Annotated in this window: 24 protein-coding genes and 1 tRNA gene; 16 read left to right on the forward strand and 9 right to left on the reverse strand. The window is 41.0% G+C overall.

What is annotated here, in order from left to right:
* Nucleotides 1-10 precede the first annotated feature (10 nt).
* The 3 genes from rpoC (at nt 11) to QY304_00350 (ending at nt 6,696) form a co-directional block, all read left to right on the forward strand.
* The gene (rpoC, locus tag QY304_00340; GenBank protein ID WKZ26541.1) at nt 11-3,676 is read left to right on the forward strand and encodes a DNA-directed RNA polymerase subunit beta'; all 3,666 of its coding nucleotides are present in this window, start codon (nt 11-13) and stop codon (nt 3,674-3,676) included.
* A gap of 61 nt (nt 3,677-3,737) precedes the next feature.
* On the forward strand, nt 3,738-5,441 hold the full coding sequence (gene dnaG, locus QY304_00345) for a DNA primase (GenBank protein WKZ26542.1): 1,704 nt from the start codon (nt 3,738-3,740) through the stop codon (nt 5,439-5,441).
* A gap of 7 nt (nt 5,442-5,448) precedes the next feature.
* Nucleotides 5,449-6,696 (forward strand): sigma-70 family RNA polymerase sigma factor, encoded by a 1,248-nt coding sequence (locus QY304_00350; GenBank protein ID WKZ26543.1) that lies wholly within the window; start codon nt 5,449-5,451, stop codon nt 6,694-6,696.
* A 43-nt stretch (nt 6,697-6,739) separates the two neighbouring features.
* Here the strand turns inward: QY304_00350 and QY304_00355 are convergent, their stop codons facing one another.
* The gene (locus tag QY304_00355) at nt 6,740-7,051 is read right to left on the reverse strand and encodes a hypothetical protein (GenBank protein WKZ26544.1); all 312 of its coding nucleotides are present in this window, start codon (nt 7,049-7,051) and stop codon (nt 6,740-6,742) included.
* A gap of 109 nt (nt 7,052-7,160) precedes the next feature.
* Between QY304_00355 and QY304_00360 the strand changes: the two genes are divergently transcribed.
* Nucleotides 7,161-10,166 carry an ATP-dependent DNA helicase gene (locus tag QY304_00360; GenBank protein WKZ26545.1) on the forward strand — a complete coding sequence of 1,002 codons (3,006 nt, stop codon included), beginning with the start codon at nt 7,161-7,163 and terminating at the stop codon, nt 10,164-10,166.
* Here the strand turns inward: QY304_00360 and QY304_00365 are convergent, their stop codons facing one another.
* From QY304_00365 to hisS, 3 genes are all read right to left on the reverse strand, one after another.
* The gene (locus QY304_00365; protein ID WKZ26546.1) at nt 10,167-10,850 is read right to left on the reverse strand and encodes a thioredoxin domain-containing protein; all 684 of its coding nucleotides are present in this window, start codon (nt 10,848-10,850) and stop codon (nt 10,167-10,169) included. It lies immediately after the preceding gene.
* Between the two features lie 80 nt (nt 10,851-10,930).
* Nucleotides 10,931-11,506, reverse strand: a complete 576-nt coding sequence (locus tag QY304_00370) for a ribonuclease H-like domain-containing protein (GenBank protein WKZ26547.1) — start codon at nt 11,504-11,506, stop codon at nt 10,931-10,933.
* 15 nt (nt 11,507-11,521) lie between these two features.
* Complete coding sequence (hisS, locus tag QY304_00375) at nt 11,522-12,814, reverse strand: histidine--tRNA ligase (GenBank protein ID WKZ26548.1); 1,293 nt, start codon at nt 12,812-12,814, stop codon at nt 11,522-11,524.
* A 128-nt stretch (nt 12,815-12,942) separates the two neighbouring features.
* Here hisS and QY304_00380 point away from each other — a divergent pair, with 128 nt between their 5' ends.
* Nucleotides 12,943-13,314, forward strand: a complete 372-nt coding sequence (locus tag QY304_00380) for a phage holin family protein (GenBank protein WKZ26823.1) — start codon at nt 12,943-12,945, stop codon at nt 13,312-13,314.
* Nucleotides 13,315-13,428: 114 nt separating this feature from the next.
* Here the strand turns inward: QY304_00380 and QY304_00385 are convergent, their stop codons facing one another.
* The gene (locus QY304_00385) at nt 13,429-13,596 is read right to left on the reverse strand and encodes a hypothetical protein (protein WKZ26549.1); all 168 of its coding nucleotides are present in this window, start codon (nt 13,594-13,596) and stop codon (nt 13,429-13,431) included.
* Between the two features lie 127 nt (nt 13,597-13,723).
* Here QY304_00385 and QY304_00390 point away from each other — a divergent pair, with 127 nt between their 5' ends.
* The 3 genes from QY304_00390 to QY304_00400 are packed head-to-tail and all read left to right on the forward strand — an operon-like array spanning nt 13,724 to nt 15,191.
* Nucleotides 13,724-13,981, forward strand: a complete 258-nt coding sequence (locus tag QY304_00390; protein WKZ26550.1) for a hypothetical protein — start codon at nt 13,724-13,726, stop codon at nt 13,979-13,981.
* 14 nt (nt 13,982-13,995) lie between these two features.
* The gene (locus tag QY304_00395) at nt 13,996-14,550 is read left to right on the forward strand and encodes a PH domain-containing protein (GenBank protein ID WKZ26551.1); all 555 of its coding nucleotides are present in this window, start codon (nt 13,996-13,998) and stop codon (nt 14,548-14,550) included.
* Nucleotides 14,551-14,597: 47 nt separating this feature from the next.
* A complete protein-coding gene (locus tag QY304_00400; GenBank protein ID WKZ26552.1) occupies nt 14,598-15,191 on the forward strand; it encodes a TrmH family RNA methyltransferase in 594 nt (197 codons plus the stop codon).
* Here QY304_00400 and QY304_00405 read toward each other — a convergent pair.
* Entirely contained in the window at nt 15,188-15,982 is a 795-nt protein-coding gene (locus QY304_00405) for an undecaprenyl-diphosphate phosphatase (protein ID WKZ26553.1), read from the reverse strand. The genes QY304_00400 and QY304_00405 overlap by 4 nt on opposite strands.
* Nucleotides 15,983-16,071: 89 nt before the next feature.
* Between QY304_00405 and QY304_00410 the strand changes: the two genes are divergently transcribed.
* Nucleotides 16,072-16,572, forward strand: a complete 501-nt coding sequence (locus QY304_00410) for a hypothetical protein (protein ID WKZ26554.1) — start codon at nt 16,072-16,074, stop codon at nt 16,570-16,572.
* 788 nt (nt 16,573-17,360) lie between these two features.
* Here the strand turns inward: QY304_00410 and QY304_00415 are convergent.
* Together QY304_00415 and QY304_00420 are read right to left on the reverse strand one after the other, a co-directional pair.
* Nucleotides 17,361-17,699 (reverse strand): hypothetical protein, encoded by a 339-nt coding sequence (locus QY304_00415; protein WKZ26555.1) that lies wholly within the window; start codon nt 17,697-17,699, stop codon nt 17,361-17,363.
* Between the two features lie 256 nt (nt 17,700-17,955).
* On the reverse strand, nt 17,956-18,177 hold the full coding sequence (locus QY304_00420; protein ID WKZ26556.1) for a DUF167 domain-containing protein: 222 nt from the start codon (nt 18,175-18,177) through the stop codon (nt 17,956-17,958).
* Nucleotides 18,178-18,234: 57 nt separating this feature from the next.
* Between QY304_00420 and QY304_00425 the strand changes: the two genes are divergently transcribed.
* The 7 genes from QY304_00425 (at nt 18,235) to QY304_00455 (ending at nt 22,927) form a co-directional block, all read left to right on the forward strand.
* Nucleotides 18,235-18,309: transfer RNA gene (locus tag QY304_00425), tRNA-Asn, on the forward strand.
* A gap of 327 nt (nt 18,310-18,636) precedes the next feature.
* Entirely contained in the window at nt 18,637-18,849 is a 213-nt protein-coding gene (locus QY304_00430; GenBank protein WKZ26557.1) for a helix-turn-helix transcriptional regulator, read from the forward strand.
* Nucleotide 18,850: 1 nt separating this feature from the next.
* Nucleotides 18,851-19,450, forward strand: coding sequence for a GDSL-type esterase/lipase family protein (locus tag QY304_00435; protein WKZ26558.1), 600 nt, complete (start codon nt 18,851-18,853; stop codon nt 19,448-19,450).
* Nucleotides 19,447-19,770 (forward strand): hypothetical protein, encoded by a 324-nt coding sequence (locus QY304_00440; protein WKZ26559.1) that lies wholly within the window; start codon nt 19,447-19,449, stop codon nt 19,768-19,770. Before QY304_00435 ends, QY304_00440 begins: the two co-directional genes overlap by 4 nt.
* A 3-nt stretch (nt 19,771-19,773) precedes the next feature.
* Nucleotides 19,774-20,475, forward strand: a complete 702-nt coding sequence (locus tag QY304_00445) for an NUDIX domain-containing protein (protein ID WKZ26560.1) — start codon at nt 19,774-19,776, stop codon at nt 20,473-20,475.
* A gap of 529 nt (nt 20,476-21,004) precedes the next feature.
* Complete coding sequence (locus QY304_00450) at nt 21,005-21,409, forward strand: hypothetical protein (GenBank protein ID WKZ26561.1); 405 nt, start codon at nt 21,005-21,007, stop codon at nt 21,407-21,409.
* Nucleotides 21,410-22,066: 657 nt separating this feature from the next.
* Nucleotides 22,067-22,927 carry a hypothetical protein gene (locus QY304_00455; protein WKZ26562.1) on the forward strand — a complete coding sequence of 287 codons (861 nt, stop codon included), beginning with the start codon at nt 22,067-22,069 and terminating at the stop codon, nt 22,925-22,927.
* Nucleotides 22,928-23,294: 367 nt separating this feature from the next.
* On the opposite strand, the gene QY304_00460 is transcribed toward QY304_00455, so the two are convergent.
* Nucleotides 23,295-23,543, reverse strand: a complete 249-nt coding sequence (locus QY304_00460) for a GlsB/YeaQ/YmgE family stress response membrane protein (GenBank protein WKZ26563.1) — start codon at nt 23,541-23,543, stop codon at nt 23,295-23,297.
* Between the last annotated feature and the right edge of the window lie 131 nt (nt 23,544-23,674).

Genomic DNA, 23,674 nt, shown 5'->3' on the forward strand with positions numbered 1-23,674 from the left:
TTTAAAATTTATGAGAACAAAATTATCGGCAAATATAAACGACTTTGACTCTATCGCTCTACGTCTGGCTTCGCCCGACAGCATTAGGCAGTGGTCTTTTGGTGAAATTACCAAACCCGAGACGATAAATTACAGAACTCAAAGAAGCGAGAGAAACGGTCTCTTTGACGAAAAAATATTCGGACCTGACAAGGACTATGAGTGCTATTGTGGCAAATATCGCGGAATTCGCTATAAAGGAATTGTTTGTGAGAAGTGCGGTGTTGAAATCACAAGAAGCATTGTTAGGCGAGAAAGAATGGGACACATTGAGTTGGCAAGTCCGGTTTCTCATATTTGGTTTTTAAAAAGCGTACCTTCAAGAATCGGGATGGTTTTAGGAATTCCAGCCGGTGACTTGGAGAAAGTTATTTATTTTGCTGGTTATATAATCACTTCTGTAAATGAAGAAGAACGAAAGAGGGTTCTGAAGGATTTGGACAGTGAATTCAACAGCAAGCTTAAATCGGCCCAAAACCAGAAAGAAAAAGACGCTCTGAAAGAAATGTGGGTCAAGACCAGAAACGATATTGAAGGTCTTTCCGAAGGGCAAGTCCTTGACGAGGTGGCTTTTCATAACTATTCGGTTCGTTACGGGACAATATTTGAGGCCGGTATTGGCGCCGAAGCTATTTATAAAATCTTAAGCAATGTTGATTTAAAAATTCTTGAAAGCAATTTGGAACAAGAACTTGAGGAAGCTGGATCGGTTGAGAGAGAAAAAATCAAAAAAAGAATTTCTCTGGTTAAATCAATGATTAAAAACAGTTTGCGTCCGGAGTGGATGTTTTTGACTAGAATCCCGGTCATTCCTCCGGCTTTGCGACCAATGGTCCCGCTCGATGGTGGGCGATATGCGACTTCTGACGTCAATGATCTTTATCGCCGGGTGATAAATAGAAACAATCGTCTTAAGAAACTTAAAGAAATCAACGCGCCTGAAGTTATTTTAAGGAACGAAAAAAGAATTTTGCAAGAAGCAATAGATGCTTTGCTTGACAACACTTTGCGCCAAGGTACCGCTCAGTCATCAATGATCGGTCAAGGTCAAAAGCGAGAATTAAAATCGATCGCTGACAATCTGAAAGGTAAAAGAGGGTTCTTCAGGCAGAATCTTTTGGGTAAGCGTGTTGATTATTCCGGCCGATCTGTGATTGTTATTGGTCCGGATCTTAAGCTCAATCAGTGTGGTCTGCCAAAACATATGGCTCTTGAGCTTTTCAAGCCGTTTGTTATTTCTCAAATTCTAAAGAAAGAACTAGCTTTCAACATAAAAGGTGCTGGTAAGTTGATAGAAGAAGGAGTGCCGGAAGTCTGGGCAATTTTAGAAGAGGTTATCAGGGGACGATATGTTCTTCTGAATCGAGCTCCGACTTTGCACCGTCTTGGAATCCAAGCTTTTCAGCCGATTTTGATTGAGGGTAATGCCATTCAAGTTCATCCCTTAGTCTGTACTGCTTTCAATGCGGACTTTGACGGTGATCAGATGGCGGTTCATGTTCCTTTGTCCGCAGAAGCTCAAATGGAAGCTAGAAATATTATGGCGGCCGACAAAAATATTTTAAAGCCGGGAAGCGGTGATCCGATTGTCTCGGCCAAAATGCTTGATATTGTTTTGGGCTGTTTCTGGATGACAAGAATTATTCCTGATGAAAAAGGTGAGGATAAACATTTCTCAAGTCCGAACGAAGCGATTGGTGCTTTTGACTATGATATAGTCGGATTTCGAGCCAAAATAAAAGTCTTGGCGACAGACACTCCGAAATACAAAGAATTCAATGGACAAATTTTTGAGACTTCCGTCGGACGTTTGTTGTTCAACAGTATTTTGCCAAAAGATTATCCTTTCTTAAACTCCGAAATAGACAGGAAAAAGATGTCGGCTTTGGTTGAAGACCTTATTGAAAAATATGGCATTGGAGAGATCCCGCCGATAATGGACAAGATAAAGTCTTTTGGTTTTAAGTATGCAACCTACGCTGGTATTACTTGGGGTATTGATGAGATTTCGGTGCCGGCGCAGAAAAAAGATATAATAGATGCCGCTCATAAAAAAGCTGAAGAGGTTTTGGGTCAGTACAACGACGGTCTTATTTCCAGTGAAGAACGTTTGAGGAAAAATATAGAAATTTGGCATTGGGCTAAGGGTGAGTTGGAAAAAATTATTCCGGACAGTCTTGATAAAAAGGGTTCGGTTTACGACATGGTTAAGTCCGGCGCTAGAGGTTCTCTTTCTCAAATTACCCAGATGGCCGGTATGAAAGGTCTCATCCAAAATGCTCTCGGAGAAATTATTGAATTTCCGGTAATCTCTTCTTCGAAAGAAGGGTTGACTCCGATTGAGTACTTTATTACCACCCACGGCGCCAGAAAAGGCTTGACCGATACGGCTTTGAATACCGCAAAGGCAGGTTACTTAACTCGACGTCTGTTTGATGTGGCGCAAGATTCAATAATTACTGAAGAAGATTGCGGAACAAAAGACGGTATAAAAATCAGCCGTGATTCAGATTCAGAAATTGAGGTCCCACTGTCCAAAAATTTAAAAGGCAGATTTTTAGCTGAAGATGTGGTTGACTCTGACGGAGAAATTATTTTCAAGAAAGGCCATTTTTTGACCAAAAAAGATGCCTTATTAGTTGAGTCGTCCAAAGTCAGCGAGGCGATCGTTCGCTCACCAATGTCGTGTAAGTCTATAAGCGGGGTTTGCGCCAAGTGTTATGGGGCGGATCTTGGTTCCGGCAAATCAATTGAGATTGGTGAAGCGGTCGGAACCGTCGCGGCCCAAGCTATTGGTGAGCCGGGAACCCAATTGACGATGAGAACCTTTCATTCCGGAGGCACCGCTTCGGTAGGTGGGGACATTACCACTGGTTTGCCTAGAGTGGAAGAGGTTTTTGAGAAGAGAAAGCCGAAAAATCCAGCTGTTATTTCAACTGTCGATGGAGTTATTTCCAGCATAAAGAACGAAAAGGGTGAGAAATCAATTGTTGTTCTGTCTTCAGAAGCTAAAGTTCCAAAATCAAAAAGTGCCGAAATTGAATATCCAGTCAGCTTCCAGCGATCGGTTTTGGTGAAGGTTGGCGATGGGGTTAAAAAAGGCCAGATTTTAACCGACGGTTCTGCAGATTTGGACGAACTTTTCAAATATGCCGGCAAAGAAGCGACTGAAAATTATATTATTAAGGAGATAAACAAGCTCTACGAATTACAGGGTGAGCCGATTTCAAGAAAACATATAGAAGTAATTGTTCGCCAAATGTTTTCTAGACGCAGAGTTAAAGATAGCGGTGATACAAATTTATCAAACGGTGATGTTGTTGAGGAGCGGGAATTGACTTTGGCTAACGAGTCAGCCGCGAATTTAGGCAACAAAGAGGCCAAAGCTGAAAAAGTTCTGATGGGTATCTCCGAAGTTTCTCTAACCAGAAAGAGCTTCCTTTCCGCCGCTTCCTTTCAGCACACCACAAGGATTCTCATAAACGCGGCTATTCGAGGTTATGAGGATAATTTGAGAGGGTTAAAAGAGAATGTCATAATCGGCCGATTAATTCCGGCCGGCACCGGATTTATTGGAAGTCCAAAGCAGAAGATGATAGAAGATTCCCAACAAGATCAGGAGGTTCTTAGCTCTTAAATTTCTATCATTGGAGGTCTTTCGCGCTTAGTTTTTGTGTCAAAACCACTTTAGGAAGCTTATGTCTAATGTAGACAAAATCAAAGAGCGACTTTCAATTGTTGATGTAGTGGGGAGTCATTTAAAGCTTCAAAAGGCCGGCTCAAATTTTAAAGCTAATTGTCCTTTTCACAACGAAAAGACTCCATCCTTTTTTGTCTCGCCGGACAGAGATTCTTATTACTGCTTTGGTTGCGGAGCTAAAGGTGATATTTTTACTTTTGTTCAGGAGATGGAGGGGTTGGATTTTCTCGGCGCTTTGAAAATTTTGGCTCATCGTTCTGGTGTTGATTTGGACTTTGAAAAGAAGCAGGACAGAGGAGAGAAAGAACGGATGCTTGAGCTTATTGATCACGCCGCTTCCTTTTTTGAAGAAAACTTAAGGAATGATAAACTTGCCAGAGATTATCTAAAAAGAAGGTCGGTTGAGGAAAAAACACTTTCAAGTTGGCGAATTGGTTATGCCAAAGACAGGTGGCAGGACTTAATAGATTTTTTAAAGAACAAAGGTTTTAAAGAGTCTGAATTGCAGAAAACAGGTCTTGCTAAGAAAACTGAAGATGGCAAGTTATATGATGTCTTCAGAAATCGAATCATCTTTCCGATTTTTGATAGCGCCGGACGAATAATCGCTTTTTCAGGCAGATTGTTTCCGGAAAAAGAAAATGCGCCAAAATATTTGAATAGTCCGGAGACCGAGTTTTTCAACAAGTCGGAAATTCTCTACGGCTTTGATCGGGCAAAAAACGAAATTAGGACAAAGAATTATTCAATTTTGGTTGAGGGCCAAATGGATTTGATTTTGTCGCATCAGGCGGGATTTTGTAACACTGTCGCTACCTCCGGAACTGCTTTGACAGAAAAACAACTTCAAAGATTGAAAAGACTTTCGGAAAGAATAATTTTCGCTTATGATGGAGACGCGGCCGGATTCAAGGCAATAGAGCGGGCGGCTAAACTGGCGATTCCTTTTCATATGAATGTCAGAGTTGCCGCTTTGCCGAACGGTGAGGACCCGGCTTCATTTATTGCCAAAGATAAAAACGAATATCTAAAAATCTTGAAAGACTCGCGTCACATAATTGATTTCTATCTTGATAAAATTTTGGAAGCTAAAATGGACAGACGTCGACAAGACCAAGAGATTATGAAAAAAGTTCTGCCATTTTTAAAGCTTTTGCCCTCAAGCATTGAGCAGGCGCGTTTTGTTGCCTCGGTTTCCGAGAGAGTAAACATCCCGGAGGCAGCTGTTTGGAGCGATTTACAAAAGGTTGATCTTGAGCTTGATTCGGTTGAGTCTGAAATCTCGGTTCCGGATAAGTCGTTGACAGATAGAAAATCAAGTATAATGTTGAGACTGGCTGGCATCGCTTTCTGGCTTGATGGCAAAGGACAGAAACCAACCATTTCTGATATTAAAGGCAAGATAGAAGAATTTTCAGATCTGGATTTCGAGCTTTTTTTAAAGCAGAACGATTCTAAAAAAGACGAGCTTACTTTTGAAGCTGAAGCGTATTTTTCTGATAGAGACGACATTGGAGACATTGTTGAGGATTTAATTTTTAATTTGCATGAAGAGGTTTTAAAAAACGCCTTGACCGAGGTCTTTAAAGAAATTCAGCAAGCTGAGAATGGTCGAGATAGAGATAAGGTTGAGACACTGCTTCTCAAGAGTCAGGATTTGAGCAAAAAAATAAATCAGTTGAAACTGGAAAGACAAAAATAAAATTTTTATGAAAAGAAAAAAACCCAAAGCTATTAAAAAGAAAAACCTTCGGAACAAATCTCTGAAAAAGGGCCGAAAGTCGACGAAGGTTAAAAATAAAAAAAAGGTTGCTGTAAAAGCCAAGAAATCTTCTATCAGAAAGACACGGGGTGCCCGGGCTCTTTCTCCTAAGACGCAGAAAACCAAGGAGAGTATTGAATCGGCAGTAGAGAAGATTTTGAACAAAGGCAAAGAAAGAGGTTTTGTTACTTATGATGAAATCTTAAAAGAATTTCCAAATATCGAAAGCGATATAATGCTACTTGACGACCTTTATTCCAAAATTGAGGTCGCTGGCATTGACCTTTTGGAAGGTGGAAATCTCTTAGAATCCAGCGATGAATTGATGAAGGAGAAGGACATATACAAATCTTCTTTGTCCGCAGATTCAATTCAGATGTATTTGAAAGAAATCGGACAATACCCTCTGATCTCCGGTGCTCAAGAAAAAGAATTGGCCCAAAGAATCGTAAAGGGGGACATGGAGGCAAAAAATATTTTGGCTAGGTCAAACTTGCGTCTTGTAGTCTCAATTGCCAAGAAATATGTTGGCCGAAGTCCTGATTTGACACTTTTGGACTTGATTCAGGAAGGCAATCTTGGCCTCTTTAAGGCAGTTGATAAATTTGATTGGGAAAAAGGATTTAAGTTTTCAACTTATGCTACTTGGTGGATTAGGCAAGCTATTACAAGAGCGCTTGCCGACCAATCACGCACCATTCGTGTTCCGGTTCACATGGTTGAGACAATCGCGAAATATAAGCAAATCGTCCGACGACTGTCGCAGGATTTGGGGCGCGACCCGATGCCAGAAGAAGTGGCGATTGAAATGGGAATGGACGTTGACAAAATTCACAACATTACCAAAATTGACCAAGCAACAGTGTCTTTGGAAAGTCCGGCTGGCCCTGACGATGACGATGGCAAATCCACTCTCGGGGACTTTATCGCTGATGATAAAATTCTTTCTCCGGCTGAAGAAACATCAAGAAGAATTGTAGCGGATCAAGTCAAAGAAATTCTTTCTGACTTACCACCGAAAGAAAGGCGGATTCTGGAAATGCGCCACGGTTTACTTGACGGTATTACCCACACTCTTGAAGAGGTTGGTAGGGAATTTGGTGTGACTCGCGAGAGAATAAGACAAATTGAAGCTAAGGCGCTTGAAAAATTAAGGAATCACCAAAAGATAGAACGTCTCAAAAATTACCTTTAAAAAGGAAAAGCCGACTCAAATGCCGGCTTGTTGATGTTTCGGATCACCCAACCTCTTCTTTAAAGATTTCCCGTAGTTGTGACTGGATTTTTTTCCGGTCAAGCGACTTAGGGAAAATGATATAGAATTCCTGCCTGCCGCTACTTATGGCCGCGACAATTTTAAACCCGGTTTCCGTATCAGTTACTTTCATGGAGGGTTGACCTGACCTGTTCCCCTTTCCTGTTAACTCTCCAGTTCTGACACTTACCCCGCCAATCTTTGAGATAGCTCTCAAAAAGGATTCTAGCCCCCTTAGGATTGTTGAATGTCCGCCGGAATTTACTCCCTTCAGTAATCTTGGTCTAGTTGACACTTTAACCTCTCTTTTCTTTTTACAAGATGGATTATCCTGCAGTCTTTTTTCATAATATCATTTTTCTAAAAAAAGCCAAGAATTGTTTTGTGTTAAAATCTATCAGAATATGTTTTCTAAATTCAAGACTTATTATGACAAATTAAATCCTGAACAGAGAAGGGCGGTTGATGCGATTGAGGGGCCGGTTATGGTTATTGCCGGTCCGGGTACTGGCAAGACCCAGGTTCTAGGATTAAGGATTGCCAATATCTTGCGCAAAACCGATACTCCACCTGATGGTATTTTGGCGCTAACTTTTACCGAATCCGGGGTCTATTCAATGCGTGGACGTTTGGTAGAGATAATCGGTGCCGACGCCTATCGAGTCAATATTTTTACTTTTCACAGTTTTTGTAATGAGGTGATAAGAAGTTATCCGGATTTTTTTCCAAGGGTTGTCGGTGGCAACACCGCTTCGGAGGTTGAGCAGATTCAGATTTTGGAAGAGATAATTGATAATTCAAATTTTGATAAAATCAAACCCTTCGGAAATCCTATTTTTTACATAAAACCAATTCTTTCGGTAATCAGGGAATTGAAAAGAGAAAACATCGGGGTTTCTGATTTTAAAAAATCTATTCTTGATTATGAAAAAAGAAACAGGCCAGAGACCCCATCCTCATTAAAAAGAAAGTCAATCGAAGACGAAGATTCAGAACACCTTAGAAAAAACCGAGAGCTTTGCGAGGTTTATGAGCGTTATGAAAAAGCTCTTCACGAACGCTCGCTTTACGATTATGAAGATATGATACTTGAGGTGGTTCGGGCCTTGGGAAAAAACAAAAAGCTTTTAGCAGAGCTTCAAGAGCAATATTTGTATATTTTGGCCGATGAACATCAAGATGCTAACCGCGCCCAAAATCGAATTCTGGAACTGCTTTTAGGTTTTCATAAATCACCGAATATTTTTATTGTTGGCGATGAGAAGCAGGCGATTTTTCGGTTCCAAGGCGCCTCTTTGGAGAATTTTCTCTACTTTAAAGAAATTTATCCTGATGCTTTAATTTTAACTTTGGAAAAAAATTATCGCTCGCCGCAAGGGATTTTGGACGCCTCACATTCTTTGATAGAAAAAAATTCAGTAAATGATCCAATGTTGCGTCGACGCCTTGTTTCTGTTTCCGACCCGCTTTCAAATAATCCAAAAATTTTTCTGCGAGAGTTTAGCAAGCCAATTTTTGAAGAATCGTTTATTGCTGAAGATATATCAAAAAAAATTAAAAGTGGGATTAAACCTTCCTCAATTGGAGTTTTTTACCGAGACAATAATGATGTTTTTTCGATTGCAAACTCTTTGCAAAAAAAAGGTGTTCCGTTTGAAATATATTCCGGTCAACGTTTGTTTCTAGATGAAAACATTAGAAAAATACTTTCTTTGCTTCGTGCGATTGACCGTTTTGGTGACGACGAACTTTTGGCCGAAACTCTTTTTATAGATTTTCTAAATATTGATATTTTGGATGTTTTTAAGGTTTTGGAATATTGCCGGCGAAAAAAAATTAGCTTGCACGACTGTCTCCGTTCTCCAAAAATTTTAGAAAAAATAAATCTGGAAGATCAAAAAAATATTCTGTCTTTTTATGAATTACTGAAAGACTTGTCCAGAAAGGCTGATAACCAAAATCTAATGGATTTTCTGGAGAACTTGATTGAGCGTTCTGGATATATTAAATTTGCTTTATCCAACAAAAATTCGTGGGAGGAATTAAATAAGCTCGAAGCTTTCTTTGGGCAGGCCAGAAAATTAGCGCAAAATCATAAAGATGCGAAGTTGTCCGATCTTGTAAGTTTTTTAAATTTACTAAAACGTTATGATGTCTTTTTAAAGGTCCCAGACTCTTATGGACCGAAAAAGGAAGCTGTAAATTTAATGACGGCCCACAGCGCTAAGGGGTTGGAATTTGATTACGTTTATATTACCGGACTTTTTGACGGTCATTGGGGGCATCGTAAAAGGAGGAAGAATTTTAATCTTCCAATCGATGTCTTTTTAGAAGTCGGACTTGAGGATGAACGCCGGCTTTTCTATGTGGCTTTGACTCGGGCCAAGAGAGAGATCTTTTTGAGCTTTTCCCGTGAAGACCAAAATCAAAAACTTCGTTTGCCTTCCCAGTTTATTTCGGAAATTAATCCAAAACTAGTCAAGGAAATTAAGACCGCCTCACTTGAATCCGAATTCTTGAAAAAAGTTGTTTTGAAAAAGCCGGTGAAAAAGCCCGCAGAGAACGATATTTTTAAAGACGAAGTCTTTTTGGCAAATATGTTTTTTGATCAAGGGCTTTCGGTCAGTGCTTTGAATAATTATCTAGAATGTCCGTGGAAATATTTTTTTGAAAATCTCCTGCGACTTCCTAAGGCGCCGAACAAAAATCAGATGTATGGCACCGCGGTCCATTTGGCTTTTGAAGAATTTTTTAAACGATATCGCAACAATGAAAAACCAAACTCCAAAGACTTAATAGTTTTTTTTGAAAATGCCTTAAGAAGACAACCTTTAGATAAAAATGATTACGAAGATGCTTTGAAAAAAGGTAGAAAATCACTTTCAGCTTATTATGATTTTTATAAAAACAGTTGGCCAAAAAATATCAAGACCGAGTTTACTATAAATGGTGTGATTTTGGGTGAGGTAAAAATTGGTAGTAAAAAAAGGGAATTAGTCCTGCGCGGCAAGCTTGATAAGCTAGAATTTATTGGGGTGTCTGATAGGGAAGTTAATGTCGTTGATTACAAGACTTCTAAACCAAAGAGTCGTAATGATATACTCGGAAAAACCAAACATTCTTCGGGCAATCTTTACCGTCAGCTCGTATTCTACAAACTACTTTTAAATCAATTTGCCGATGGGCGATACAAAATGGTGTCTGGCGAGATTGACTTTATTGAGCCGAATCAAACCGGTCGTTTCAAGAAAGAGAAGTTTTTTATTGGAGATAATGAAGTCGAAGATTTAGTATCGCTTGCAAAAGAAAAAGCGACGGAAATCGCCACTCTTTCTTTTTGGGATAAGACTTGCTCTGACTCACACTGTAAATATTGTCTCTTGAAGAAGTCTGTTGTATCAAGACGCTAGTTAGATATTTTTTAGCGCTTCCTCCACGACTTGTTTGGCGCTTTCATAAGGTAGGGCACCCGGAATAACTGCCATCGGTTCATTTTTAGCGTTTACAATCAAAGTGTAAGGTGTGCCTTGCGCACCGGCATTTGCGGCATTTTGTCTTTCAGCCAAAATCTTTTCTTCAAATTTTCTGCTTTCTTGGCATGTTCTAAATTTTTCCATATCTAGCCCTACTCCTTTTGCAACAGTTTCTATAGAAGCACTGACAGGAAATCTGGCGTTGTCGTTTTTAGCGGTAAACATAGCATCAATAAATTTCCAGAACATTTCATTTCCTCCTTGGTCGGCGGCGCATTCCGTAGCATGGGCTTCAGTGACTGATTCGGGTCCCAATATTGCAAAGTGACGATAGACCCAAGCTACTTTGCCTTCCGGCGCGAAATCAGCCATCAACATTTTCATTGTTTGGTGGAAGGCTCGGCAATAAGGGCATTGGGTATCAGAATACTCGACAAGTTTTATTGGAGCACTCGGGTTACCAAATATGTGATCACCCTCACTAACGGGGCTCATCTTTTCGAAAGAGGGCTCTTCAGCGTCATTACTTACTCTGTCACCATTTCCTCCAAAATATAAAGCTCCGGCTATCAATCCTCCGGCAATGATTATTGCCAAAGGCAGAAAAATTTTATTTTGCATAGTTTTATCTATTTAAATTTTAAAAGGTAAACGAATCTTATCATACAAAAAAATAAAGTCCATTTTGGCGTTTTAGCCGTTTAAAATGGCAGTGCCCCGGTTGTTCCGTTTTGTTCAGATTCTTGCCAGCTTTTAACATCTAGCTTAATTTCCATAATTTTGCCACCCTCGGCAAATTTGAGCTCGCTGTTTTTTAATGCATATTCGTAGATTTCTTTGGTAATTTTTACATCATCAAGGCAATATTTTTTGACTTTTTCAACCTCACCTTTTTTCCACCACTCGGTAGCTTGCAGTCCAAAACCTGATTTTCTAATTCCCAACGTACCTTCGGCAATTTGATCAAGCTTCATACGTCTTCCGAAACTTTCTTTTATCTCTTTCAGAATATCCAAACTTTTGATTTTAGTCAGGTCTCCCGGATAATATTTGTTTAAGAGCGGGATATCAAAGTGGTCGCTGTTAAAGCCGATTAACAGATTGGCACGGCTTAAAATTGGCCACAGTTTGTTAAATTCTTCTTCTAAAAAAGTTTTATATTCTCCGCTTCGGTAATCGTATATTCCGACGACCGAAATATCCAGCGCCGCCGGGTTTCTTTCGCCGACATCAGAAAATATATTTTTGGTTTCAATATCAAAAACAATCTTGGACATAAGAATTCGGATTTTTTAGCTCAAATTTTTCTTTACAAAATCTGCTATTTCTCCCACGCTTAAATCTGTTTCCTCTCCGCTTTCAAGATTTTTAACCTTAAATCTGTTTGATTTTATCTCATTTTCTCCGAGGCAGACAATGAAAGGTATTTTCTTTTTAGCTGCAGTTTTTATCTGGTCACCGGTTTTTTTGGTGGTTAAATCTACTGCTGAATTTATTCCTTGTTTTCTTAAATCTTGGGCAAGTCTATTTGCTTCATCAGTAAATTTCTGATCAAGTCGGCAAATATAGATTTGAGTCTGACTTCTGTAATCAGGAAGCAGGTTGTGGGTTTCTAGAAAATCAAGCAGGGTTACATCTCCGGCGCCAAAGCCCACTGCCGGTATGCTTGCCTCACCAAAAATTTGCAGAAGTTCGTCAAATCGTCCGCCACCAAATAGCGATCGGCTGTTTTTAGGATTGGTATCAAATATTTCAAAAATCGTGCCGGTGTAATAATCAAAACCTCGCATCAGATTTTGATTGAACTCAATGTTTTTGATTCCGAACTTGTATAGTCCGTCGATTAGTGCGGTCAATTCTTTGATTTCCGGACTTTGTTCCCCGAGTAGATCAATCATTTTTTTATTTGAATCCATGATCTCTATAAATCTTTCAGCTTTTTCTTGTAGTAGAGTTTCTGCTGCGGTTTTAAATTCGTTTTCCGAAATTTTGTCTCTTTTGTCTATAACTTTTGAGATTTTATATTTTTGTTCAGAATTAAGGCCGAGTTTTTCAAAAGTCATTTCGGCGACTTTTCTGTTATTGATGATTATTTTGAAATCCTCATCTTTGGCGCCAAGGTTTTTTAGAAGTGAGTAGGCCAGTATTAAAATTTCCAAATCGGCCTCTCTCGGCTCTCCACCAAAAATATCGACATTTAGTTGGAAGTGTTCTCTCAGGCGACCTCTTTGAGTATTTTCGTATCGGAAGAGGTTGGGGATTGAGTACCAGCGTAAGGGGAAAGCCAAATCCCTTTTTCTTTTTGCGACCATTCTGGCCAAAGTCGGCGTCATCTCTGGGCGCAGTGTTACCTCTCTTTCTCCACGGTCTAAAAAAGTATAGGTTTGCTCATTAACTATTTCTTCACCACTTTTGGCGCGATAGAGTTCGGCCGGCTCAAGAATCGAAGCCCCGTATTCTTCGTAGCCAAAACTTTCTACCGTTTCTCTCATTTTTTGGAAGAGGTATTTCTGAATAAATAAGTCCTCGGGATAAAAATCCCGGACCCCTTTGTATGGTTCGGTGTTAACCATTTTTTTGCTCATTTGTCGTCTATAATATCACTTTGCCTATTTCCGGCAAATCGTTGATTATTGATTTATGGTATATAATTGTAGAATGTTTTAGTCATAGTTTTCGTTTTTTATTAGTTTTAATTTTTAATATGAGTATTATGAACATTGTTTTAAATTGGTTGATTTCTGCCGTAATTATTCTGGCAATTGCTTATATTTTGCCGGGTGTTACAGTCGCCACTTTTTGGGTAGCTTTAGTCGTAGCTTTAGTTCTGGGCTTGATAAATGCTTTTATTAGGCCGATTGTTATTTTATTGACTCTGCCGATTAACATTCTGACTCTTGGGCTCTTTACTTTAGTCATAGACACCATTCTTGTTATCTTGGCAGCTTGGATTGTTGAGGGCTTTAGTATTGATAGTTTTTGGTGGGCGCTTGTCTTTGCGCTCGTGCTTTGGTTGGTTAATTCTTTTGTTAAAAAGACCGCTAAAAATAAAGCCATAAGTTTTAACGACAATTCAGCTAAATAAATCTTCCCGCCTTAAGGTTTCGGTGGTAAGTATCTCTGTCATTAAATTTGAGTTTTGAAAGAGCCCCGCTGACGTGTTTACACGCCAGCGGGGCTCGAAGAAAGAGCTTGACAGCTACAGGCCGGCCGAAATTGTCCGGTCGTGCGGATCAATCCGCACTGTTCTAGACCTGTCTGGTCTTTTCGTTTTCTCTCCACCCCTGTTCTTAAGTCCCCCTTTCTTTTCCTCTCTCTTGCGGTCATTGGGCGGTTTGGACTTTGTGCCGTCTTTTGCCTGGTCCACGAGTCGCTCCTTTCTTTTGTCGTCTTGTTTCCATCCTTGAATTTATAATTTAATTTTGGTTGTGTCCAGGAAAATTTCCACAGTTTTTTTCAACCTCCTATAAATTTTTTGTGATATTATTCATAATATGGAAGAGGGGACTTTAGAAAATTCTCTGAATTTTAACTTGGGTTTCCCGAGCTCGAGCTTTGTTGTAAACAGTGATTTCTTGTGGCTCATTTTGTCTGTAGTCTTTTTAGTTTTTCTAGTTTTAAGCTTAATTCTTATTTTCCACTGGAATAAATTTGGTTTGCACGCTACTGCCGTTGGTACAGCTGAGATAGTTTATTTTTCTGTTTCTGCTTTTCTTATTCTCGGCGCTGTCGCTTCTATCTTGTTGTTTTAGAAAAATGATTAAATATGTTTAAACTTGATTCAGACGAGAAGGTGGTTTTGGAGCTTCGCAAGCACTGGTTTGTAATTTTTGTCCAGGGTTTTATCTTGTCTATAATTGCTTTATTGCCCGGCATTTTGGCGTTTGTGGTTTTGAAATTTTTCCCAACTATCAAACAAATTGATTTTGGCGGAAGTCTGGTCTATCTTTTTTCTTTCGGATATTTTATTTGGCTTCTTATTTTGTGGCTAATATTTTTTCTTGAATGGACCGACTATTATCTAGATGTTTGGTATGTAACTCCAACCAGAATTATTGCTATTGAACAAAAAGGCCTTTTTCGGCGAGAAACTATAAACTTGCGCTTTGAAAAAGTTCAAGATGCGACAGTGGAAATCAGCGGTATCATCCCGACCTTTTTGGGATTTGGTGAAATTCATGTTCAAACTGCCGGCGCTGGACGAGAAATTATACTGAAAGACGCAAAAAATCCTCACGAGGCGAAGAAGATTATTCTTGACCTCCATTCAAAAATTCTTGAGAAAGAAAGCGGTCATGACCACTTGGTCCGTCATGAATAGTTCCGTTTAGGACTTGATTTTTGTCCGACTTTTGCCATTCTTTAGTAATGGAATTTGAATTTAAAGGTAAAACTCTGTCGTTTGATCCCAATAAGCCGAGAAACCGACCGGATTATTTGAAATGGATGTCTGACGAAGAGGTAAAAAAGTATCTGGATGGTCGTAAGTTGAATTTTGGCGTCTTAATAGCCAACCTTCTTTATGATAATAATGCTGGCAATATAATTCGTACCGCCAACGCTTTTGGGGCGAAAGAAATTATTCTCTACGGCCGGAAAAAATTTGATCGGCGGGCAAGTGTTGGCACCGAGTTTTATATGAAGTTTAAGCACGTCAAATTTATTGAAGACTTGGATGAAATTTTTTCCGGCTACGACTTGGCGGTGGCGGCCGAAAACACGGAAGATTCAACGACGCTTAATGAATTTGAATGGGACGTTTCAAAAAAGACCTTACTTGTCTTTGGCCAAGAGAGCGATGGTATTCCTAAAGAAGTTTTGGAGAGGTGTGATTATAAAGTCCAAATTATCCAATTTGGTAGTGTCCGCTCACTTAACGTTTCAGTCGCCGCCGGAATAGTAATGCATGACTATTGCTTGAAAACCGGCGCACTCGATAAATTTAAAAAACAAACGTTCTAGAGAAAATTTGCGATTAAAAGCAAGATTCCGAAAAAGATAGCAAAATAACCAAAATTTATTTTTCTCGCTAGTCTAAGGAGTATGTCAATTGTCAGTATGCCGGCGAGAAAGGAGACGATGAGTGCAACAATGAGTTCTAAAGATACACTGAATGATCTAAAGTTTAAGAAAAGGTTGCCTAAAAAAACTATAGGTAAACTCAAAAGGAAACTCAAACGCAAAGCGGTTGTGTCATTAAATTTTTTCAAAAGCAGGGCGGAGACTGTCAATCCGGAGCGCGAAAGTCCCGGAACTACTGATAATCCTTGCATTATTCCCAAGGCAAGACCGTCCCAGATATTAAGATTTTTTTCTTCTTTCAGTCCGGTTTTTTTCGAGCTTAATTGTAAAGTTGCGGTTATAAAAAGCATCAGAGCGATTAGGGTATTTGCAAAGACACTGCCGAGCTTTAATTTTTCTTCAAACCTACCAATAAATTGAAGTAGTAAAAATCCAAAAAGCCCGCTAACCAAGGTGGCTATAAAAATAAATCTAAAAATTTTACGGTCTTCTTCTGAAGATTCTTTCGGACGAAAGGCGGTTTTGGTCAGATTGAAAACATCTTTTCTGAAATAAACCAAGGCCGAAAGAAAAGTCCCGAAGTGTAAAAAGAGCGCCAACCTGATTAAGTCAACAATAGTTTTATCTCCAGAAAAAAAATTGCTTTTTATAGCAACAATCAATCCTTCTGAGCTGATTGGGATCCATTCAGCTAGTCCTTGAGCTAGACCTAAAATAACCGCTTCAAGCATACTTAAATTTTATCATAACTTTTTGCTGACTTTGCTTTAAATTACTCGTTTTGTTATAAATATGACAGACAAAGCACAAGGAGAAGAAGATGCCGAATAGCGAAAATCTGATGGAAATCTTCGAAAGGCAGATAGGGGCTGGTTTCAGGTTTGTGGATAAGGTGGTTAAGATTGATAAGGATGAAGGAACTATAATCACAACATTCGACTACTCGCTTGAAGACGAATCCAAACACTTCCTGCGCGACCATTTTTTGGGTAGACCGGCCATGCCGCTTTCTCTCATCATTGAGATGATGGCACAGACCTGCGGTTTGTTTGTTGCAGGTGTTCTCGGAAACGGCAAGTGTTTCGTTGTCCGTTATGACAAGTGTCAGTCCGGTAGCGAGCTCGTTACTCCGCCGGTTCAGCTAGTTATCACAGCGAATTTGTTGAAAAGGAGGGGGCGGGGCACTAGAAGCTTATGGATATTTGCCGTCAAGGTGGAAACTGATCAGGCGAAGAGTGTCGGCCAGGGCGAGATCACACTTTTCGCCGGAGTTGGTTCCTCGAGATCTTCGGAAGAGCTTCAAGACGAGATTCGAGACTGAAATCCCTCCCCGCGCCCACAAGGCGCGGGGATTTTGATTTTATATAGTCCCTCGGGGCAGAGCCACGAGGTAATGTCGGAATCCTCCGCCAGCTGGCGAACTACGTCACTTATAAAAAGAAAAAGGCCCCACGCGCGACAGGATGACACGCGGGGGCCGGAGGGCTGGGCGGAAAGAAGGTAGAGGTTGGTTTGCGATTCAGGAATCGCTCTAGAACGACTCAACCGTTTCGCTTTACCGCTACACCCGATCAATTTTTTTCATCGGGTGCCGGATTAACCGGAGGCGGCTCCTATGGGGGACCGACCGCGACCTTTTTCCGCCCAAGCCCTAGGGAGGGTCTCTAATCTAATATTATACATATCCTGTAAAAAAAGCAACTCCAGACTCTTTTTAAACCTCAATTAGTATCGATAGTAGGATTTCAGAAGAGCTGGAAAATCAACCATGCCAAGGAGTAAACAGTGGCACCTATGGCAAATCCGGTGATCTTCCGCCTGATGATTTCTGATGCACTGTGTGGGGCGTTCATTTCTCTCTCCTCTTTTATTTAAGGATGTCTTTTGAAGAACACTTGCGATATTGTATTTGAAATATTAAAAATTTCAAGAGAAAAACCCGCCATCGTGTGCGCCTACAAGTCGCGAGCGATGGCGGGTTAAAGGGACGGGCCGAAGAATTACACTGGCGGAAAGGGGGATAGACTGGGGTGTTTTTGTCTTCCCCCGCCGTATCGTAGTGGGGGTGGAACGATATTCCGCCAGATTCTTTCGGCCCCTGGTTCCTCTTTAGTCTTCGACGACCCTCCTGACGACTCCATCACAGACCAGCCACTGTTTCGGCAGGTTTCGGTCGTCGTATAGTTCATCAATCCGAACCACCAAGAGGCGGCTTTCATCTGCTTTGAATTTGAAAACCGCTACACTGTTTGGTTCAGACGGGAAGTCTCGGCCGTGTTTTTTCTCGTATTCCGAGACGGCCGAAAATGCTGCAGTAGCACTGTTTTTGACTGTCGGACTCTTTTCGATGAGGTTGATACTTTGCCAGATGACGTGGCCCATTGCCAGTATCAAAATAACGACAATGACGATGTTTATCACGATCGTCGGGTTAGATTTTCTTCGCATTTTTGCCTCCCGTTCGTGTGTGTTTGTGTACAGAAATCTACACTCTTTATATCATTTTCTAGAAAAAAGAAAAACCCGTCCTGGCGGGTGGGCTGGGGGAGATGGGCAAGTGCCCGACCAGGACGGGTTGAAATGGGGGGCTACGAACCGGGGAGTTGGAATGGGCGACACAGTCGAATTAGTGTGTCGTTTTCCCACGGCGCCCCCTTTCTAAAGTGATAATAACAAATTATGTTTTAAAGACAAGTGGGGTGTGTCAGAAACTGATCAAGACAATTTTGTTTGGTTGGCGCTGACCTTTTGTAATTTTTAGCTTTCTTATAGGTAGGTTTAGATGTTCAGCAAGGAGAGCTAGCATTTTTTTGTTGGCCAAATTATTTTCCGGTTTTTCTCTGACAAAACACTGAAATCTGCCTTCTGAAATTTTTTCCAACTTGTCTTTTTTTGCGTTGGTGAAAACCTTTACTTTAAGATGCATATGTTCACATTTTAACTCAATTTTGATATTATCTTTTGGTTCTTTGATATAAAACATTCCGGCGTAGCTCAGTGGTAGAGCAAGCGACTGTTAATCGCTGGGTCGTAGGTTCGAATCCTACCGCCGGAGCCAATAATAAAATCCTTCCCTTTTTGGGAGGGATTTTATTATTGGCTCCCGAATTAAAACCTTCGCAAACTTTTGAAATTATTTTGCCAAATTTGATACACAAATCCAAAAAGCGAAATCTGAAATGATGCGCCCCGCCACTATTTTTCTGGGGTAAAGGAGGCGGGGCGATGGACTCGCCCGCGCGGAGGAGGGGTCTGGGGAGGAATCCGCGCGGGCTTCGGCTTTCTTTTTCGAAAGAATTGGCGGCTACAAATTGAAGAAAGAAGAAATTCATGTTAGTATAGTTGTGAGGGTTAAGTTCAACGCTCATACTTATACTATCATACTATGGAAAGTAAGAACAACAGACAAATTGGGGATAAAATAAAAGCCATGCGCACAAAGCAAGGATTGACGCAAGACGCTCTTGCGAGAAAATGCGATATTCCCTATACAACACTGACAAAGATTGAATCAAATGTGATAAAAAAACCCTCAATTCAAACAGTTACCAAGATTGCCGAGGGGTTAGGAATAAGTATTGACGATTTAATTAAATAACATGAATTCAATTTGTATTTTTGGAGACAGTACCGCTTGGGGTGCTTGGGATATGAAGAAAGGTGGTTGGGCAAATCGTCTATGGCTTTACGCTGGTAAGAAAACTGATGGTGAATGCGAAATTTACAATTTAAGTATTTCTGGTGGCACAACAGAAACGATACTTGAAAGGTTTGAGTCCGAAGCGAAAATCCGCGAAGCGGACGCCCTCATTTTCCAGTCCGGCGGCAATGATTCCTATCTAAAAGGCAAGAATGGCCCCAATCAAATTCCAGTTGATCAATTTAGGAAAAATCTGCAGGAAATAATCAGGAAAGCCAAAAATATCACACCAAACATAATTTTCATCGGCTTCAAAAATGTTGACGAGACAAAAACAATGCCGGTCTCATGGAAAGATATTTACTACGTCAACGCCGAAATCAAAAAGTACGACGAGATTATGAAAGATGTTTGCAAAGAAAACAACATTCCGTACTTGGATATTTTTGGCCTTCTCAAAAATGAGGATTTTGAGGATGGTCTTCACCCCAATACTTTAGGGCATAAGAAAATTTTTGAGAAAGTGAAAAACTTTCTTGAAGAAAATAAATGGATATGAATACGAAGAATGTAAAATTTGTAGTTTTTGTTCCGCTTTCGCACGCTGATATCGTACGACAAGCGCTCGGCAAAGCCGGAGCAGGCAAAATCGGCAACTATGACTTCTGCTCATTTTCTTCTCGCGGAATCGGCCGCTTTCGCGGAAACAAAAAGACAAACCCCGCTATCGGCGAGGCAGGAAAATATGAGGTGGTAGAGGAAGAACGAATTGAGGCAGTCGTGCCACGAGAGATTTTGGGGGGAGTCATTGAGAAAGTGAAAAGCGTCCACCCATACGAAGAAGTCGCTTTTGATATTTACCCGCTAGAAAACTACTAGATTATGGCAACAATTCACAAAAAAGTTTGGCGAGAATACTTTGAGAAAATTATTTCCGGCAAGAAAAAGCTGGAGTTGCGCCTTGCCGATTTTGAGATAAACGAGGGTGATACTTTGATTTTGGAGGAATGGGACAAAGATAAAAAAGAATATACTGGCAGAAAATTTGAAGCTGTTGCTACCTATATTCTCAAAACCAAAGACCAAACTTTTTGGTCGCAGGAGGAAGTAGAAAAGCATGGTTTTCAGATTATCCAATTTGAGCCGAAAGACAGCCTTGCTCAACGTCCGAAAGTTGGTGTTGGCGTGATGATTTTGAAGGAAAATAAAATTTTGCTAGGAAAGCGAAAAGGTTCGCATGGCGAGGGCGAGTATGCCTTCCCCGGCGGCCATTTGGAATACATGGAATCTTTTGCGGATTGTGCTCGGCGCGAAGTGAATGAGGAATGTGGAATTGAGATTGAAAATATCCATTTCCAATATTTGGCGAATATCATAAAGTACGCGCCGAAGCACTATACGCATATCGGTCTTGTGGCAGATTGGAAAAGCGGTGAGCCAAAAGTTTTAGAACCGGAAAAATCAGAATCGTGGGGTTGGTATGAAATAGACAACTTGCCTCTACCGATTTTTGAGATGTGCAAGTTGGCTGTTCAATGCCACAAGACCGGAAAGAATTATTTGGATGTTTCCGATTTGAAATAGCCGCCAATTCTTTCGAAAAAGAAAGCCGAAGCCCGCGCGGATTCCTCCCCAGACCCCTCCTCCGCGCGGACAAGTCCGTCGCCCCGCCTCCTTTGCCCCAGAAAAATAGTGGCGGGGCGCATCATTTCAGATTTCGCTTTTTAGATTTGTGTATCAGATTTGGCAAAATGATTTCAAAAGTTTGCGAAGGTTTTAATTCGGGAGCCAAGAAACTAGATACGAACTCATTTTTTGAATATGAGAGTGTTCGCTCCGCCTTCGCTAAAGCTATGACGGACACGCCGTCTAGCCCCGAGAGTGGCGGGGCTGTTGAGGCACAGCAAGGAAATTCCTTGATATTATGTCATACGACAGGTTGTTTGAGTTTCGAGATTCACGGTAACCCATACTTGACATAATCCATGTAATGGTGTATACTGGTATCAGATTCTTAGTCGTATGACTAAGTCGTCTCTTGCACCGAAAGGTGGGAGGTAAGGGAGTATGTGGGTTCTCCATTTAACCCATAGTTCAATGAAAGGAGTGTCGTATGACACGCAATAGAATCATCAACGCCCCGTCCAAGTTCGACCTCAGCATCGCCTTCTTCGATCGGCCAAATCCCGAGCAGCTCGGTGGCCGTCGGTCGGTGACCTTCACCATCGAGGGTCCCAGCTGTCCGAACGGCCAGCGCCAGATCGAAGTCGTCATCAACCACATCTCGTGGGAAGACGGCTCCGGTGAGAGCTGGTGCTTCGAGGGATACTGTAAGACCGATGTCGGCCAGCCTCAAAACTCGACTGCCGAGGTCAAGGGTTGGTTCCGGACTTCGGACCGCAAGGGTTGGATCAACATCGACGCGTCTGCTCAAAGCAATACGAGCGGGACTGCTGGTCAGGGTGACTCTGGCCTTCGCAACGTGATCGATCAGATCGCCACGCAGCGGAATCAGTAAGCGTTGAGAAATTCAGGGCGACCAAGGCAATAGCCAAGGTCGCCCTTTCTCTTTATTTATACTCGAGGCACAGCAAGGAAATTCCTTGATACGCTGTTATTGGGATATTACGCATTACTTGACAGTATTCGTATAGTATGCTAGCATCTATATTAGACACAAACACTGCAACCAAGGAAAGGAGTGATAAATGCGTAAGTTCACACTTCACTGTCTCGGCGGAAAGACCGAGGGAGTCGAAGGGACAGACATCGCCGACGCTTGCCGTAGGGCTGGCATCGGTGCGGGAGACCTTCCTGCTCTCGACTACTTCGAGGAGAAGGGTGAGAAGACCCAGGTCGCTGGTGCATCCAGTTCCTGTGGGTGCTGGTATCACGCAGAAGAAGGAACTGCGTGCCAGCACGACCTCGAGGTGGTTGGGCTCAAGTAGCTCTCTCCGCCCCGACAAAGAGATTCGTCTCTGCGTCAGGGGCGGATTTCTTTTTATGGAATTAGTTCTGAAGAATAGCACTTAGAACCATCTCTAAAATCCCACTAAACTGCAATTCACTCTTTATCTTCCTCCAATTTGCAGTTCTGAACTTGTCCAGCAAGGGGAGCCATTACAAATCGAAGTAAAATGTCTTTTTATTTTCATTTTTGCTAATATAGATCAGTATGAAAAAAACTATAATTATATTAATTTTAATTTTTATTATCGGCGGGATTTGGTGGCTCTTATCGAAAGAACAAAATCCATTACCAAGTTCATCTCAGACTTACTCATCGGAAGAATTTGTATTATCTTTTGAATATCCAAACGAGTATTTTATTAACGAGGTAAACATGGATACCGGCGAAAGAGAGAGGTATGCAATTGTGATATTTGAGGATAATCAATTTAATCGTGATTTGGTTGCTGGAAAAATCAAAGAAACTGATTCCCCGCCAACTATTACAATCAGTATTTTCCAGAATAATCTGGACAACTACACCGCCAGGAGCTTTGTTGAAGGAACTAATTTCTCAAACTTTAAACTCTCTGACGGAAATATAGAAGAGATTAAAATCGCTGACGAAACGGCATTAAAATATAAAGCTGACGGACTTTGGCAAAGTTATAATGCCGTAGTTGCCAGACCAGATTATGTCTATATGTTTACCGTCTTCTTTAACTCGCCTGAAGATAAACTGGTTTCAGTCTTTGAAGATCTCTTAAAGACAGTGGAATTTAGAACTGAAACTCCGACTTCGGCTGATAACGCCCCTCCGGGAAGCATTCACAACTTACCACTACCAGAAGCTGTCTCTAAGGTAAAGAAGCTTGTTGCCGAAACTTATAATGTGGAGGAAGGGAAAGTCATTGTTATGACTGCATTTGAAAAAGAATGGACAGATTCCTGTCTCGGCCTTGGTGAAGCTCATGAAAGCTGTGCTCTAGTAATAACTCCGGGATATGAAGTGGCAGTCCAAGCTGGAGGAAAAAGTTACACCTATCGAACTGATATAAACGGAAGTCAGATAAGATTAGAGAAATAAAGTTTTGTCTCGTCCTATCCCAGCGCTAATCCGCCAGCTGGCGGAACGGGCATAGGACGAGACATCAGGGAAAACTTTGTTGCAGAAGTGTCGGCTCCGCCGACTCTTTGCACGACTCGCCTCCTCATCCCCGTGCTTTTAGCACGGGGATGAGGAGGCGAACTACAATAAAAAACTTGCTTAATTTTTCAAATAATTTTAAAAATCTTAAACTTCTCAATCTCTCTTTTGATCTTCCTCTAGGTTGCAGTTTTCCTTCAATAAATTCAGGATAAAATAACTCATCTAAGCACAGGATCAAGCCAAAACAAAAGCGCCTTTCCAGCGCTTTTGTTTTGGCAGAATTGTAATTTATTTTAAGTTTTTTCTACCTTCGTATTGCTTTAACAATCCAAATAAGGACGACTGCGCCGAGAAGCGCTACGAGAAAACTGTAGATATTGAAGCCACCTACGCCAGTTTCTCCAAAAAGACTCATAAGCCAACCGCCGATAACTGCACCAACAATACCAACAACCACGTTGAGGATGATGCCTTGTTGAGCATCGGTTTTCATAATAAGAGATGCGATCCAGCCGACAAGCCCGCCAAATACAATCCAGAGAATAATTCCCATATATTTATTTCATTAAATTACTATTAATAGTTGTGCTGTGAACACAAAATATATGCCGAACAATCTATATGAATATTACAAATGAATATTACAGAAAGTTGAGATGATTGTAATTGTTTGTGTAATACAAC

It is taken from the genome of Candidatus Paceibacterota bacterium, from assembly GCA_030583745.1.
Classification (GTDB): domain Bacteria; phylum Patescibacteriota; class Minisyncoccia; order Phycocordibacterales; family BOKC01; genus BOKC01.

Coding starts and splice junctions, on each gene's coding strand:
- rpoC (WKZ26541.1), top strand. CDS start 11: ATGAGAACAAAATTATCGGCAAATATAAACGACTTTGACTCTATCGCT.
- dnaG (WKZ26542.1), top strand. CDS start 3,738: ATGTCTAATGTAGACAAAATCAAAGAGCGACTTTCAATTGTTGATGTA.
- QY304_00350 (WKZ26543.1), top strand. CDS start 5,449: ATGAAAAGAAAAAAACCCAAAGCTATTAAAAAGAAAAACCTTCGGAAC.
- QY304_00360 (WKZ26545.1), top strand. CDS start 7,161: ATGTTTTCTAAATTCAAGACTTATTATGACAAATTAAATCCTGAACAG.
- QY304_00365 (WKZ26546.1), bottom strand. CDS start 10,850: ATGCAAAATAAAATTTTTCTGCCTTTGGCAATAATCATTGCCGGAGGA.
- QY304_00370 (WKZ26547.1), bottom strand. CDS start 11,506: ATGTCCAAGATTGTTTTTGATATTGAAACCAAAAATATATTTTCTGAT.
- hisS (WKZ26548.1), bottom strand. CDS start 12,814: ATGAGCAAAAAAATGGTTAACACCGAACCATACAAAGGGGTCCGGGAT.
- QY304_00380 (WKZ26823.1), top strand. CDS start 12,943: ATGAACATTGTTTTAAATTGGTTGATTTCTGCCGTAATTATTCTGGCA.
- QY304_00390 (WKZ26550.1), top strand. CDS start 13,724: ATGGAAGAGGGGACTTTAGAAAATTCTCTGAATTTTAACTTGGGTTTC.
- QY304_00395 (WKZ26551.1), top strand. CDS start 13,996: ATGTTTAAACTTGATTCAGACGAGAAGGTGGTTTTGGAGCTTCGCAAG.
- QY304_00400 (WKZ26552.1), top strand. CDS start 14,598: ATGGAATTTGAATTTAAAGGTAAAACTCTGTCGTTTGATCCCAATAAG.
- QY304_00405 (WKZ26553.1), bottom strand. CDS start 15,982: ATGCTTGAAGCGGTTATTTTAGGTCTAGCTCAAGGACTAGCTGAATGG.
- QY304_00410 (WKZ26554.1), top strand. CDS start 16,072: ATGCCGAATAGCGAAAATCTGATGGAAATCTTCGAAAGGCAGATAGGG.
- QY304_00415 (WKZ26555.1), bottom strand. CDS start 17,699: ATGCGAAGAAAATCTAACCCGACGATCGTGATAAACATCGTCATTGTC.
- QY304_00420 (WKZ26556.1), bottom strand. CDS start 18,177: ATGCATCTTAAAGTAAAGGTTTTCACCAACGCAAAAAAAGACAAGTTG.
- QY304_00430 (WKZ26557.1), top strand. CDS start 18,637: ATGGAAAGTAAGAACAACAGACAAATTGGGGATAAAATAAAAGCCATG.
- QY304_00435 (WKZ26558.1), top strand. CDS start 18,851: ATGAATTCAATTTGTATTTTTGGAGACAGTACCGCTTGGGGTGCTTGG.
- QY304_00440 (WKZ26559.1), top strand. CDS start 19,447: ATGAATACGAAGAATGTAAAATTTGTAGTTTTTGTTCCGCTTTCGCAC.
- QY304_00445 (WKZ26560.1), top strand. CDS start 19,774: ATGGCAACAATTCACAAAAAAGTTTGGCGAGAATACTTTGAGAAAATT.
- QY304_00450 (WKZ26561.1), top strand. CDS start 21,005: ATGACACGCAATAGAATCATCAACGCCCCGTCCAAGTTCGACCTCAGC.
- QY304_00455 (WKZ26562.1), top strand. CDS start 22,067: ATGAAAAAAACTATAATTATATTAATTTTAATTTTTATTATCGGCGGG.
- QY304_00460 (WKZ26563.1), bottom strand. CDS start 23,543: ATGGGAATTATTCTCTGGATTGTATTTGGCGGGCTTGTCGGCTGGATC.